The sequence below is a fragment of the Bradyrhizobium sp. dw_411 genome, from assembly GCF_018449695.1.
GTDB lineage: Bacteria > Pseudomonadota > Alphaproteobacteria > Rhizobiales > Xanthobacteraceae > Bradyrhizobium.
In genome coordinates, this window is sequence record NZ_JAAVUY010000005.1 from 287378 (window position 1) to 300852 (window position 13475).

The following is a 13475-nucleotide window of genomic DNA, read 5'->3' on the forward strand; positions in this document are numbered from 1 at the left end:
AGTTGGATCAACCCGTGCCAGGATTTAGGCAGGGCTGCGAAAATTATGGGCGGCGGCTGATCATTCCATCCGCATAGCGTCTCGATATGCGGCCCGGGTCCGGCGAGACTTGGCTGATAGTGCTGCGCGGGCAGCGGCTTAAGCTTGCCGGATGTTAGAATCGAACAATCCCCGCGCACCTCTCAGTGCGCGGGGATTGCCGGAGACTTCTGCGATGGTTCGAGGCTGCCTTACAGCGCCTTGATTTCCACCTTGCGGAACTTCACCACGCCCTTGTCGTTCACGACACCCTTGTCGTCCTTGACGCCAAGGCCATGTTGCAGGGCAATCCGGCCGCTGGCAAATTTGGGGTCTTGCGCGGCATCAACGGTTTTCTGTCCATTGAGAACCACCGTGAAGGTGCCGCCCTTGGCCGTGATCTCCATGACGTTCCACTTGCCGCCGGCATGCGGCATCGGATCGACCTTGGCGACGTTGACGATGGCGCCGGTGCCGTAGTCTGACTGGGGACGGGTATCCCAGATATTCACTTCATAGGCGTTGTCGGCGCCCACCTTTGTGGGATCGGTGCAGCGAATGAAGATGCCGCTGTTGGCAGCAGCGTCGACCCAGAATTCAGCCCTGATCTGATAATCGGAATAGGTGTCCTTGGAGACCAGGAAGCCGTTGCCCTTGTCGGCAACCACCGAGCCGTCCTCCAGCCGCCAATTGGCGTCGCCAATGGTGTCGAAATGCGCGAGGTTCTTGCCGTCGAACAGCGTCACCCACCCGGTCTGGCTGGACGCCTGGGGCGCATGGGACAAAGCGGCGAATCCCGCGAGAAGCAGAGCAAAGCTGATGACTGACCGGCGTTTCATGATGATATCTCCCGAACATTGTTTTTGAGGCGCATCCCGACAAGGGACCGCCCGGGTTGTCGAACGCGCAACGATAGCAGGCGGCGCGGACGTTCGAAAGCCATCGCAGGACAGTTAAAACAGCGATATGCGCGCCCGTCTCATCGGCATGGCGGGGAATAAAAGCCCGGGCGGGTTGTTCAGCGGAAACGGCCGGCCTTTAGAGAACTAGCCCCCGACCGGCGGCGTGCCGTGGGTATGAAACGACTCGATCGTTTTCAGCCCCCACGCCTGCCCTTTCTTGCGCTCTTCCTCGGTCCACACGATCGGCTTCCAGTCCGGCGCCAGAATGAGCCGCGCGCCGGCATTGGCGACCTCGACCCGGTTACCGCCGGGCTCGTAGACATAGAGGAAGAAGGTCTGCTGGATCGCGTGCTTGTGCGGGCCGGTTTCGATGTAGACGCCATTCTCCAGGAAGATATCCGCCGCCCGCAACACGTCCTCGCGGCTATCGAGCGCGTAGGTGATGTGATGGAAACGGCCGGGCGTATTGGAATGATCGTGTGAATAGGCGAAGTCGTAGCTCTTGTTCGACACCGCCATCCACATCGCAGCTTCAGTGCCATCATTGAGCACGATCTGTTCTGTCAGCCGGCAGCCCAGATATTTCTCGAAGAAAATCCGGTTGGCCTTGATGTCGACCGCGAGGCAATTGAGATGATCGAGACGGCGGACATTGACGCCGCGCGCCGGAAAGCGCTGCGCCTGATTTTTCAGCGCGGGCTTGAGTTCGGGCGGCGCCTCGTACCATTCGGTCTCGTAATAGAGCTCGACGATATGGCCGTCCGGATCGTGGCAGCGAAATGCCGGACCGTGGCCGAGATCGCCGTCGGTCCAGCCGATGTCAAACCCAGATCCCTTCAGCGCGGCGACCCGCCGCTCCAGCGCCTGCGGACTGCGCGCCCGCAATGCCATGTGCTCCATTCCCGACGTCTTGGAGGCCGTGAGCTTGAGCGAATAGCGCTCGTAATCGTCCCAGCCGCGCAGATAGACCGACTCGCCCTGACGCCCGCTGATGGTCATGCCCATCACGTCAACAAAGAACTTCAGGCTCTCGTCCGGCTTCGGCGTCAGCAATTCCATGTGGCCGAGATGGGCGAGATCGAAAATCGGCTCTGGTTGCATCGCGTGTTTCCTTCGTAGCGTCGGCGTTCAATACCGTAGGGTGGGTTAGCGTAGCGTAACCCACCATTTTCAGAGATCATCGCTTCAGCGGTGGGTTACGGCTTCGCCTAACTCACCCTACGATCACAGTGTCCGCGTCAGATCGTCAAACAACTCATCCACGGCATAGGCGCGCGGGATCAGCCCCTGTTGTGCACTATATCGAATAATCATCTCCAGCGAGCGGCGCATTTCGTCGGCGTTGAATCGTATCGAACCGGGCGGCGCGAGTGCCGCACTCTCGCGCAACAATTTTGAGACTTCGCGCACCGCATCGGGATGGTTCTGCGACAACGGCGCACTGACGACAACCATATGGTTGATCGGCGTCACGCCGTGTTTGGCGAACCATGATTTCTCTTCGCGTTCAACGTCGGGAAACAGCAGCTTCAAGTCGGGATGTTCGACCTTCTCGCCGAGAACCGCATCGAGTTCGCCGTCGACCAGCATCTGAACGATCTGCTTGCCCGCCGGCGCCCGCTTGGTCGTGTCCTTGAATTCGGCGACATGCGCGTCTTCGAACGTGACCCAGTCGATCGAGTTGAGATCGACGCCGTAATCATTAGCGAGAATGCCGCGCAGCCACGCGCCCGTCGTGGTGGTGAAGGAGCGAATGCCGACGCGCTTGCCGTTCAGATCGGAGGGCGTCATCGTTCCCGATTTGGCATTATAGAGCGCATAGGCGTGCTGAAACCGCGCCAGCACCACGTTGGGCAGCAGCACCATCGGCTTGCCGAAGCTTTTGGCCATCAAATACGTGACGATCGCCATCTCGGAGACGTCGAAGGCCCCTTCCCGGACCATCGGCTTGAAGCCCTTGTTGGTCGGCGAATAGTCGGCAAAATCGAACGCGACCAAATCAGACTTGATCGAGCCATCCTTCAGCGCCTTGGTGCCAGGATGGCCGCCAAGCAATGTGCGTAGCCGTAGCGTCATCTCAATCAGACTCGGGTTCGTCGATATAGACGAGGCCCGCTTTGGCGAGCGGTTCGCGCATCTTGTACATGTCGAGGCCGAGCACGCCTGAAGCGAGGATCTGACGCTTGCCCTCCTCGTCCGCCCTGCGCTTTTCGCCCTTGGCCGCGACGTCGCCCGCATCCTTTCGGCGCACCACCACCACGCCATCGTCATCGGCGACCACAACATCGCCGGGCTGAACATTGACTCCCGCGCACACCACGGGAACGTTGACCGCGCCCGGCGTCGCCTTGACGGTGCCCTTGGCCGAAATCGCCTTCGACCACACCGGAAAGCCCATTTCACGAAGCGATTTCACGTCGCGGCAACCGGCGTCAATAATCAGACCCACGACACCGCGCGCCTTCAGCGAGGTCGCGAGGAGATCGCCGAACATCCCGTCGGTATTGTCAGTGGTGCAGCCGACCACCAGGATATCGCCGGGTTTGCACTGTTCGACACCGACATGGATCATCCAGTTGTCACCGGGCTGCGCCAGCACGGTGACCGCCGTGCCCGCGGCTTCGCCGCCGGCCCATACCGGGCGCAGATAGGGCTTCATCAACCCGCTCCGGCCATAGGCTTCATGCACCGTCGAGGTGCCGAGCGCACCCAGACGTTTGACGACATCCGCCTCGGCACGCTTGATGTTGCGGACAACGACGCTCTTCATACCAACTCCTCCATCGCCATCGGGAACAGCCGCTGATAGGCCTCGCCGTAGGTCATGGCCTTGCCGGAATTGCGTCCGCCCTGCATGCCCCGCTGCAGCGCCACCCGCTCGTAATAGGCCCACAGATGTTTCTGGGCCGCGAGAATTTCAAACGTCTTGCGCTTGATATCCCAGACCTCGTCGATGTTGAGAATGACCTGCGGCTTGAAATTGCACATTTCGGGCTGATGCGGCTCGAACAGAAACACCGGTGGCGCCGCATAATTGTAATCGGCCTGCGGCTTGTGGCCCATCGCCTGCGCCACGATGCGCGCTTCCTGGGCGTAGGCGGTCGCCGCGGGATGATCGACGTTGTAGGGATCTTCCAGCGAATGCGTCAGCACAAAGCTCGGATTGAGCTCGCGGTAAATGTCGATCAACCGCTCCATATGCGCCTCGGTGAGGCGCAGCGGATAATCGCCGGCATCGAAGAATTCGATCTCGGCGCCGAGCGAGGCCGCGGCGCGTTCCGCCTCGTCCTTGCGGCCGGCCTTGACCTTCTCCAGCGTCATTCCCGGCTGCTTCCAGGCAAACTGGGATTCCCCGCGCTCGCCGAAGGCGAGGCAGACGATCTTGACGCGGTAACCCTTCTTGGCGTGCAGGGCGATGGCGCCGCCCGCGCGCCAGACGAAATCTCCGGGGTGTGCGCTGACAACAAGGCCGGTTTTCATGGGACAATGGTCTCCTTTTTGTTTTTGTCTTGTCGGGTCCGCATGATCTTATCCGAGATGGCTATCCCGCAGAAAGCTGTTTCGGCACTTGCCTTCAGCACTTTTCAGTGGGCTGCCATCTCGGACATTCTCTTGGCGGCGCGTTACGCCTTTGCGTCAGCGCAGGCGTTGCTTGACGATCAAGGCGAGCGGCACCGCATAGAAGAAGTGCGACATGAACCCGCCAATCACCACGAACGGATCGAGGTAGTTCGGATGATCGTTCGAAGCGATCGCGATCGCAACATGCATCACGATCCACAGCACGATCGCGAAGAACAAGGCCACGAACGTCGCCTCATAGCCGCGACGGCGGAAGTACGGCCAGATAAATGCGAACAGCACGCCCCAGGCGAAGCAAAAGAAGAAGTGAATTCCGGTACCGACGACGTAGGCCATCGCGCCCAGCGATTCCTGGACGCCCTTGCCGAAGACCAATCCCGTCGCGTTGCGCGGAATGCCGGCCATCGGCATCAAATGCTGGATTCCCACCCAGACAATTGCTTCGTAAATCCAGATAATGACGCCTCCGACCAGGCCTCCGAGAAGACCGGCGTAAACGGTCTCTTTGGTTTCCGATGTAGCCAGCGTGTTTTGAGACGTTAGTGTGCTCATGACAATGTTCACTCCCCTGTAAATCAGCCTCGTTTGAAGGGCTGCTTTTAGTACCCCTAACCACTCTATCGGTGGCACTCCCTGCCGATCCTTCCTGAGGCAGCTTCAGGTCTTGATTTGGCCCACGGCCCGGCGCCGTGACGGGTCCGGCTGATCCAGCGCGGCCGCTTGCAGCGAGGCGACGGTCGAGCGCACCAGTTGCTCCATGGCGTGCGCCGCATCGAAACCGTCGGCATCGCCGCGCGACAGACGGGATACGCGTTCCGGCGTGACCAGCGTGTAGTAGAGCGCGCCCAGAAGAAAGTGGCTGCGCCAGACGATTTCGGCACGCGGGATGTGCGGCAGGCTCTCGTGGATCATATCGATAAAGGCGTGACTGGTGTCGTCGAAGGTCTGCGCGATGATCCGGCCGGCGACCTCGTTTCCTTCCGCCGACATGACCGCACGCAGCCGGGTAAAGCGCGCGCCGCCGCCCGCGAGGTCGCTGCCGGAAGAAAAGGCCGGCAGCACATACGCGCGCACGATCGCCTCCAGCCTGTCCTGGACGTCCCGCACGCGCTTCGCCTCGGTCAGCAACTCCGAGCGCCTGCGATTCATCGGTTCGCAATGGCGCTGATAGATTTCGAGAAGCAGGCCGTCCTTGGTCTTGAAATGATAGGTCACGCTGCCGGGATTGGCGCCGGCGGCTTGCGCGATGTCCCGAACCGACACCGCGTTGAAGCCATTTATCGAAAACAGCTCTTCCGCGGCGCACAGGATCGCTTCGCGCATATTGGGCTTGCGCGCGGCGGATTCATCGCTGGCGGACGGGCGGACCATGATTTGTACAAATGTACAAATCATCCGGTCGAGTCAACAAATATCTTGTACGAAATCGATACAAAACGGGCGTGGCGGCTCACCCGGCGCAGGGGTCAGCGGATACCGGAAAAGCGACGCGCTCGACTGGAAATCAGTTGCGGCAACGCTAATCGAGCCGTGAGAACTGCGCTGCGTTGTGATTGGCGCCTTAACGCCCCCTTGTATCGGCCGCGGTGGTCCGCACCCTTCGCCACGCCAGCACGACACCAGTGAGGCTGAAGGCTAGGCCACAGAGACAGAGCGCCACGATCACCACCGACCGCAGCAGCGGACGTGACGTCAGCGGCGCGAAGTCGAGCGTGTGAAAGCTGCGCAGCGGCCAGTCCTCCGACAGCGAAAGAAAGCCGGACAAAATCCAGATGAAGATAAAGGGCGCGAATACGAGGCCGAGCGTGTGATGCCAGAGTTGCAGGCCTTGATAGGCGGGCGTCTTCTTCCCGATCGCAGTGCCAAGCCGAGCGATGCCGATGACGACGCCGAGGCCCACGCCAATTGTTCCGATCAGCGACAGCCACCATACCAACGCGAGCCAGACTTTGGTGTGATGGCGCAGTGCCGCCGGATAAATCCAGTGAGCGATACTGCCGAAGTAATTGAACGTCCGTATCTGTCGGGTCGTGACGAGAACGATATCGCCCCCGGTCGACGAGACGTACAACACAGTTCCGGCCGTGTCGTTCAGGGCGACGCGGAAAAGCGGACGGTCGGAATCGTAATCGCCTGACACCGTCCACTGGTCGTAGTCCACGCGCTCCGCTGTGACACGCGAGGCGTCAAGCCTATGCGAGCGCGCATAGCCGGCGGCAACATCCCGCGCGGCGTCCTCGCTGACGGCTTCGACACGGCCCGTTGAGGTTACCGCTTTATCGCGTGCCGGAAACGGCACGAAATGCATCACGATCCCCGACGCGAACCACATCGCGAACAGCAGGCAGAACACAACACCCCACCAGCGATGCAGCAATATCAGGAGATGCATCGCTGGTGTCTGCTCTCTTCACCATTTTGCCGAGGCGGCCAGTTCAAACGTCCTCGGTGCGCCAAGGAAGACCTGGTCGGGGTAACCCGGATCGGACCATGCCGCGTACAGCGTGTTCGTCAAGTTACGAACCCTGAAGGTTACGCGCATGGTCTGAAGCCCCTGCCACGGCAGATCCCGGCCGGGTATATCGACGAACGCATAGACGTCCGCCGTGGTATAGGCCTGCATGGTCGTGAGGTCGTCCTCGTAGAGATAGCGGTTGCCGACATGGCGGACGGAACCGCCAAATTCGACCGGCCAGCGCCAGTTGTTGAGGCGATAGGACGCCCCGGCATTGATAATGACGGGCGCCACGTTCGAAGGCGTATTGCCATCCGCCGACACGCCGTTGAAAAAGAAATTGGAGTAATGCGCCGCTGTGAACGCGACATTGCCCCATAGCTTGACGTTTTCGACCGGCCGAACCGCCGCGGCGAATTCCACGCCCTTGGTCCGGATTTCGCCCGCGAGCGTCGATGTGGTGTCGTTGATTGCAACGTAAACATTCCGGCGCGCCAGATCGTAAACGGACAGCGTCCACTCGGCCTTCCCGTCCCACAGCAATTGCTTGACGCCGGTTTCGTAGATGCGCGAACTGGTCAAGTCGAGCGGCGTGCCGGGCGACAGCGAGAAGATGCCGGCCGCCGCCGGGTCATAAGCAGTCGCATACATGCTGTAGAATACGAGATTGCGGATTGGCTCAAACGTATACGCCGCACGATAAGAAACCGGCTGCCAGTTTTTGGTGAAAGGCTGGCCATCCGGTATCGTGCCATCGAAATTGACGCCGTTGCGCGACAGCGTGAAATCATCGACTCGCACACCACCGATCAAGGCGAACATCGGCGTCAGCTTCAATCGATCCTCGAACGACCCGGCGATTGTGTCGAGGCGACTGTTTCGAATGTTCGGACTCATCATACCGTAAAGGCCGGGGTCCGGATCGAGCACCGAAACCGTATCGGCCGGAAAGCCCCCATTGCCTTCCTGAGTAAAGGTGATGTCGTTCCGGCTTACCTGGAGCTGGGTGGCGAAACGGTTTTCCATTCCCAGGAACGAACTGTTCCAGGTCAGGTCGGTGTTGTCCCCGGCCACCTGCTGCTTATGCGTGACGAAAAAACGATCGCGGTCGATGGTCGAGGTAGCCAGATCGAAGCCGTAGGTCTCGCTGTCGATCCAATGCCGCCTGGCATTATAGTCGTAGGCCTGGTTCTTGAGGGTAATGTCGTTGCTGAGCGCCCATTCGAATCCGCCACGCAGCCAAAGCTCCTGCGCGCCGGTGGAATTGTCGGCGACGTTGTAGTTGGTGTGCAGCGTCCGCGAATCCACCGTCAGCGGTCCGAGAACCGAACCGTCGAACGTGCTGATGGCCGTACCCGAGACGACACCGTTCCTGGCGAACGGCCCGGCAAACGAAACAGGAACCAGCGGCGTTCCCCAGTAAGCGTGCCCGTCGTCTCTCTTGTATTCGATGGCGCCGAACACCTTGAATGAATCGGTCACGCGATAGTTCAATTGGGCCGAGAAGTTGGTGAGATCCTGATAGTCGCCATCGATGAAGCTGGCGATTTTCGACTGGCCGATGTCGACGCGATAATCCAGGCCCGGGATCAACGTGCTGCCGCCCGAACCGAAATGGGTCCGGTAGGTTCCAAGCGAATCGATCGAGCCGTCCAGTTCGTTCTTGATCGGACCCGTGGTCGGCTGCCGGTTCACATAATTGACCGAGCCGCCGATCGCATCCAGGCCCGACATCAGCGACGAAGGACCTTTCAGAAATTCGACCCGGTCGAGATTGGACGTATCCATCACGCGCGAGGTGATGCCTTGCGGACCGATCGAGATTCCATTGTAGAGCACGTTGACGGAGCTAAAAGTAAAGCCTCGCATGGAAAACCCGCCGGGCGCGCCGGCCGCATCGCCGGAGAGCACGCCGACCGCGCCTTGCGCGGTTTCGGTGGTGGTGCGGTAGCCCTGCTCGCGCATGGTCTGCTGATCGACAACCTCGACGGTCGCAGGCGTTTGGAGGACGGTCAGGCCCAGCCGCGTCGCGCTGGTCGCGACGACATTGGTGTTGAGCGGTGTCGGCGCGGCTTCGCTGCTGACCGGTGCTGGAGGTGCCGGCGGTAGCGGCTTCCTGGTATTGCGAGCGGCGACCCGTTTTGTCCGCCTCGCTCCGCCTTGAGTGTCGGCCTCACTTCGCGAAGTGCCTTTTGGTTTCGCAGGCGAGACCACGACCGGCCCAATCGTGTTGGGCGCTTGCGCATTATTCGAAGCATCTTGCGCCAATACGGGCCTTTCGGCGCCGATCAGCAGCGAGAACGCCAGGCTAAATGGCAGCGCCGAACCGGAAAGCCAGTTCAGCCGTGATGAGTACCCGCGTAATGACGCAGGGGATCTGCAGATGTTGAGAATCGACAAGTTATTGCTCGACGGCGAATATCCAAACCGTCAGGCGCGTTCATCACGACAATCTGCCCTCGCCCCAATGCGGCAGACAACGTAACTCTTACAACGCATCGGAGCACCCCGCCCAACGCGTTCGCGCATGACCATTACCGGCAGCAGGTTTCCTGGCTCGCGGGTCGTCACCTTCAACCACCTTCCCAAGATCGAAAGAACGATCCCAGTGGTATTAATGGTCGTCGGCTCACCGCTTACAGTTGCGGGGGCAGCTCCGGCATTGTCTGTCGTGACAGACGCACCGTATTCCCTTGGTTAGCCCTTGCGGGCACTACCGTCGATGAACGTGACACCGGGTCGCATCGGCGTCAACAAACGAATCCGAAGGATTTGTGGAGCGCTGATTTGTCGCGCCCCGAATATGGACCTCATCCGCGCCCTCGGCAAAGGCCGCATCAGGCAAACCGGAATCGAATCGCGCTTCGCCCGCGTCCGGTTTTCCGCAGGCTTCGGAAGACTGCTTCATACATTTTTTCCATTTCGGGCAACGGCACTTTCGCCATGGTAAACCAAACCTTAAGGCGGGCTGCGACCGCGCCAGCAACAAATAGACAAAAAGTAGGGTTTTCCGGCGAAATCGCCGTGGCGCCGCAGGCGACGGCGGTCCAACGGCACAAATCCCGGCCAATATTCCGCCGATTTGAACCACCCGGCTTAACCGTTTCTCCAACGACCGGCGGCATAGTGTGCACTTGAGCACTCATGAAATACCGGGTTCAGGCACTGTGACATCTTTCGGACGTGTGATTTCGGTGCGTGGATCCCTTGCACGCGTTGGCCTTCTGGCAGCAAACCAGATGGGCCTCTCGGCGGTGCGGGCCACCGTCGGCCGGTTCGTCAGTATCCGCTGCGCGAATTCCACCCTTGTCGCCATGATCACCGAAGTGTCCTGCGAGAACTTGCCGGCTTCCGACGAGTACATCGCCAGCGCCTCGGTCGATTTGCTCGGCGAAATCTTCGGCGGACCGGAGCGCACCAAATTCCAGCGCGGCGTCACCAACTACCCGACCATCGGCGATACCGTGGACCTGATCACCAATCAGGAACTCCGCACGGTTTACGCCCCGACCGGATCGGACCAGATCCATATCGGCACCCTGCAGCAGGATCCTTCGGTGCTGGCCTATGTCGATGTCGAGGAAATGCTCTCGAAGCACTTCGCCGTTCTCGGCTCGACCGGCGTCGGTAAATCGACCGGCGTTTCGCTGCTGCTGAATGAAATCCTGCAAGCCCGGCCGAACCTCCGGGTTTTCCTGCTCGACGTGCATAACGAATATGGCCGCTGCTTCGGCGACCGCGCGCTGGTTCTCAATCCGCGCAATCTGAAACTGCCGTTCTGGTTGTTCAATTTCGAGGAAATCGTCGACGTGCTGTTCGCCGGCCGGCCCGGCGTGCCCGAGGAACTCGACATTCTCGCCGAAGTCATTCCGATGGCGAAGGGAATCTACACGCAGTACCAGAATGCCGACCGGCTTGGATTGAAACGCATCGATCCCAAGACCATCGCCTATACCGTCGATACACCGGTACCCTTTCGCCTGGTCGATCTGATCTCGCTGATCGACGAGCGCATGGGCAAGCTCGAAAACCGCTCCTCGCGCATCATCTATCACAAATTGATCTCGCGCATCGAGACCGTGCGCAACGATCCGCGCTACGCCTTCATGTTCGACAACGCCAATGTCGGCGGCGACACCATGGCGGAAGTCATCAGCTATCTGTTCCGGCTGCCGGCCAACGGCAAGCCGATGACCATCATGCAACTGGCCGGCTTCCCCGCCGAAGTCGTCGATTCCGTGGTCTCGGTGCTGTGCCGGATGGCGTTCGATTTCGGGCTATGGAGCGACGGCGCCTCGCCGCTGCTGTTCGTCTGCGAAGAAGCGCATCGCTATGCATCGGCCGACCGCAACATCGGTTTCGGCCCGACCCGCAAGGCGATCTCGCGCATCGCCAAGGAAGGCCGCAAATACGGCGTCTATCTTGGCCTGATCACGCAGCGCCCCGCCGAACTCGACGCCACCATCATCTCCCAGTGCAACACGCTGTTTGCGATGCGGCTCGCCAACGACCGCGACCAGGCGCTGTTGCGCTCGGCGGTCTCGGACGCCGCGGCCAATCTGTTGTCGTTCGTCCCCTCGCTCGGCACCCGCGAAGTGCTCGCCTTCGGTGAAGGCGTGGCATTGCCGACGCGGTTGCGCTTCAAGGAAGTGCCGATTCACCAATTGCCGCGCAGCGACTCCGCGACCTCGACGATACCGTCGGCCGCCGGTCACGACACGCATTTCGTCAGCGCCGTGCTGGAACGCTGGCGCGGCGCCACCTCGCACCGCGACGTGCCCAACGATCCCAGCATCAACGAACGGCCGGCCGCGCGCACGATCGAAGCGCCGATGCTGCAGCCGTCGCTGGGCCTCGATCCCGATCGCTTCTCGCTGCTGAAGAAGCCGCTGCGGTAGCGATCGCACCAGGAGCCTTCCATCTTGTAGCGACCGTCATTGCGAGCGCCAGCGAAGCAATCCATCTCAACACAAAGAAAGCGTGGATTGCTTCGTCGCTTTCGCTCCTCGCAATGACGTTCAGGCATTGTTTTGCAATGACCTCAGCGCGTAGGATGGGTGGAGCGCAGCGATACCCATCATGACATGACAAGTCCGTTAGATGATGGGTTTCGCAAGGGCTCAACCCATCCTACGGGCTACAAAATGATACGGTTCAGAATAGCAAATGCAATCGAGAGCCCGGAACGATATGAAAAACATTCAAATTATTGATGGCGCTTTGAACTGCACCTTCAGCTTTTTCCAAGCGACGGACGAAGAGTTTTTGTTGCTTTTCCCTGCCCCCCGCCAGGATATTCAATATGCCGAAGATATCCCTGATCTGCCTATGCAAGAGGAGATCAATGCAGCCTTACAGCGGATTTGGGAGCGCCCGCTAAAAAAACAGGATGTCCAAGGAGTTCATGGAACTTTATTTTACCAGCTCGAAAGGTACAGAAAAACTTACCGTGAGAAGCGAGAAGAAACGGTTGATCCCAGCGCCATTAATCCAGCGCAACGCCGACTCTTTGGTATTTCGTGAGATACGAGCGGAGCCAGAGGATAGCTCGAGCGCTTGCGATACCCATCGTGTCGTCACGTTTTGGCTGGAGCATGCTGGTGTGCCCAGCTATCGTCGCAGCTTTGTTTGGCAGAGGGTATAATCCTCGCGCGAAAACGCGATAAATTCGATAAGCTCTCGGCGACCGCATCACGCGGCAGCCGGAATCCCTTCATGACCCAGCCGATTGCAAAACGTTTCCCCGTCCCCTCCATCGATACCCTCCCAGCGCGTAGGATGGGTGGAGCGCAGCGATACCCATCATGACATGACAAGTCCGCTAGATGATGGGTTTCGCAAGGGCTCAGCTACAACCCGACTCCGGCTATACCCAATACTTCGGTTCAATTCCAGTATCCGGTCATGGGGACGGGGCCTTGACGGAGTATCTAAGATGTTTGGCTATTCGGCTATAAATTTGCCCATGACACGCTGTGTGCATTTCGTAAAAAACCGTGAGATCGACGGATCCGAATGGCACCTAGTTGATGCAGGCGTTAAGGAGGGTGTGAAATTTGTGTATTGGAATTATTTGCACGGTGGAAGCGGATCCGTCACTATCGCAGACCCGCTTGCAAGAGCACTAGAACTCACGCACACTCCGTATGGCAGAGCTCCCTGGATCGAATTCTTGGACGATTTAATCACTCTCGCTTATCGTCATGGGGGACTGGTGATTATCGTTGATCGCGCAGACGTCCTGTTGCGCGAAAGACCAGACGACCTGTTTAATTTGATCGAGGCGTTTCTAGTCCAATTTCATCATTGGTACGACCACGAAAAACCATGTCATCTATGTTTTCAAATGGAAGAGAACCCTTCCGTGCGACAGCTATTCGTTCCCAATACCAACAAAGTTTGATTCAAGCGCGTAGGATGGGTGGAGCGCTTGCGATACCCATCACGTCGTGGCTTCGCCGTTAGAGCTTGCTGGTATAACCGGCTGTCGTCGTAACCCCACTCCCGGAGGCCGCCCA

13 protein-coding genes and 1 riboswitch are annotated in these 13475 nt (G+C 59.5%); of the genes, 3 read left to right on the forward strand and 10 right to left on the reverse strand.

The features are described 5' to 3' along the window. Positions 1-230: 230 nt before the first annotated feature. From HB676_RS10555 to HB676_RS10600, 10 genes are all read right to left on the reverse strand, one after another. Positions 231-857 carry a DUF1080 domain-containing protein gene (locus tag HB676_RS10555; protein WP_213737727.1) on the reverse strand — a complete coding sequence of 209 codons (627 nt, stop codon included), beginning with the start codon at positions 855-857 and terminating at the stop codon, positions 231-233. A 207-nt stretch (positions 858-1064) separates the two neighbouring features. Then, complete coding sequence (locus HB676_RS10560; protein WP_213737728.1) at positions 1065-2021, reverse strand: catechol 2,3-dioxygenase; 957 nt, start codon at positions 2019-2021, stop codon at positions 1065-1067. 123 nt (positions 2022-2144) lie between these two features. Further along, on the reverse strand, positions 2145-2996 hold the full coding sequence (locus tag HB676_RS10565) for an ABC transporter substrate-binding protein (protein ID WP_213737729.1): 852 nt from the start codon (positions 2994-2996) through the stop codon (positions 2145-2147). A 1-nt stretch (position 2997) separates the two neighbouring features. Continuing rightward, the gene (locus HB676_RS10570) at positions 2998-3690 is read right to left on the reverse strand and encodes a 4-carboxy-4-hydroxy-2-oxoadipate aldolase/oxaloacetate decarboxylase (RefSeq protein ID WP_213737730.1); all 693 of its coding nucleotides are present in this window, start codon (positions 3688-3690) and stop codon (positions 2998-3000) included. Beyond that, on the reverse strand, positions 3687-4400 hold the full coding sequence (locus HB676_RS10575) for a PIG-L deacetylase family protein (protein WP_213737731.1): 714 nt from the start codon (positions 4398-4400) through the stop codon (positions 3687-3689). The genes HB676_RS10570 and HB676_RS10575 overlap by 4 nt, the downstream gene beginning before the upstream one ends. A gap of 156 nt (positions 4401-4556) precedes the next feature. Continuing rightward, positions 4557-5054, reverse strand: a complete 498-nt coding sequence (locus tag HB676_RS10580; protein ID WP_213737732.1) for a hypothetical protein — start codon at positions 5052-5054, stop codon at positions 4557-4559. Between the two features lie 105 nt (positions 5055-5159). Then, positions 5160-5873 (reverse strand): TetR family transcriptional regulator, encoded by a 714-nt coding sequence (locus tag HB676_RS10585; RefSeq protein ID WP_213737733.1) that lies wholly within the window; start codon positions 5871-5873, stop codon positions 5160-5162. 190 nt (positions 5874-6063) lie between these two features. Further along, positions 6064-6894, reverse strand: a complete 831-nt coding sequence (locus HB676_RS10590; protein WP_213737734.1) for a hypothetical protein — start codon at positions 6892-6894, stop codon at positions 6064-6066. Positions 6895-6912: 18 nt separating this feature from the next. Beyond that, positions 6913-9225, reverse strand: coding sequence for a TonB-dependent receptor (locus HB676_RS10595; RefSeq protein WP_249780165.1), 2313 nt, complete (start codon positions 9223-9225; stop codon positions 6913-6915). A gap of 256 nt (positions 9226-9481) precedes the next feature. Continuing rightward, positions 9482-9690, reverse strand: a riboswitch (cobalamin riboswitch). Between the two features lie 104 nt (positions 9691-9794). Continuing rightward, a complete protein-coding gene (locus HB676_RS10600) occupies positions 9795-10103 on the reverse strand; it encodes a hypothetical protein (RefSeq protein ID WP_213737735.1) in 309 nt (102 codons plus the stop codon). A 21-nt stretch (positions 10104-10124) separates the two neighbouring features. Between HB676_RS10600 and HB676_RS10605 the strand changes: the two genes are divergently transcribed. The 3 genes from HB676_RS10605 (at position 10125) to HB676_RS10615 (ending at position 13360) form a co-directional block, all read left to right on the forward strand. After that, complete coding sequence (locus tag HB676_RS10605; RefSeq protein WP_213737736.1) at positions 10125-11855, forward strand: DUF87 domain-containing protein; 1731 nt, start codon at positions 10125-10127, stop codon at positions 11853-11855. Positions 11856-12147: 292 nt separating this feature from the next. Then, positions 12148-12480: a hypothetical protein gene (locus HB676_RS10610; protein ID WP_213737737.1), complete on the forward strand. Its 333-nt coding sequence runs from the start codon at positions 12148-12150 to the stop codon at positions 12478-12480. A 412-nt stretch (positions 12481-12892) separates the two neighbouring features. Beyond that, positions 12893-13360: a hypothetical protein gene (locus tag HB676_RS10615; RefSeq protein WP_213737738.1), complete on the forward strand. Its 468-nt coding sequence runs from the start codon at positions 12893-12895 to the stop codon at positions 13358-13360. Positions 13361-13475: the final 115 nt, after the last annotated feature.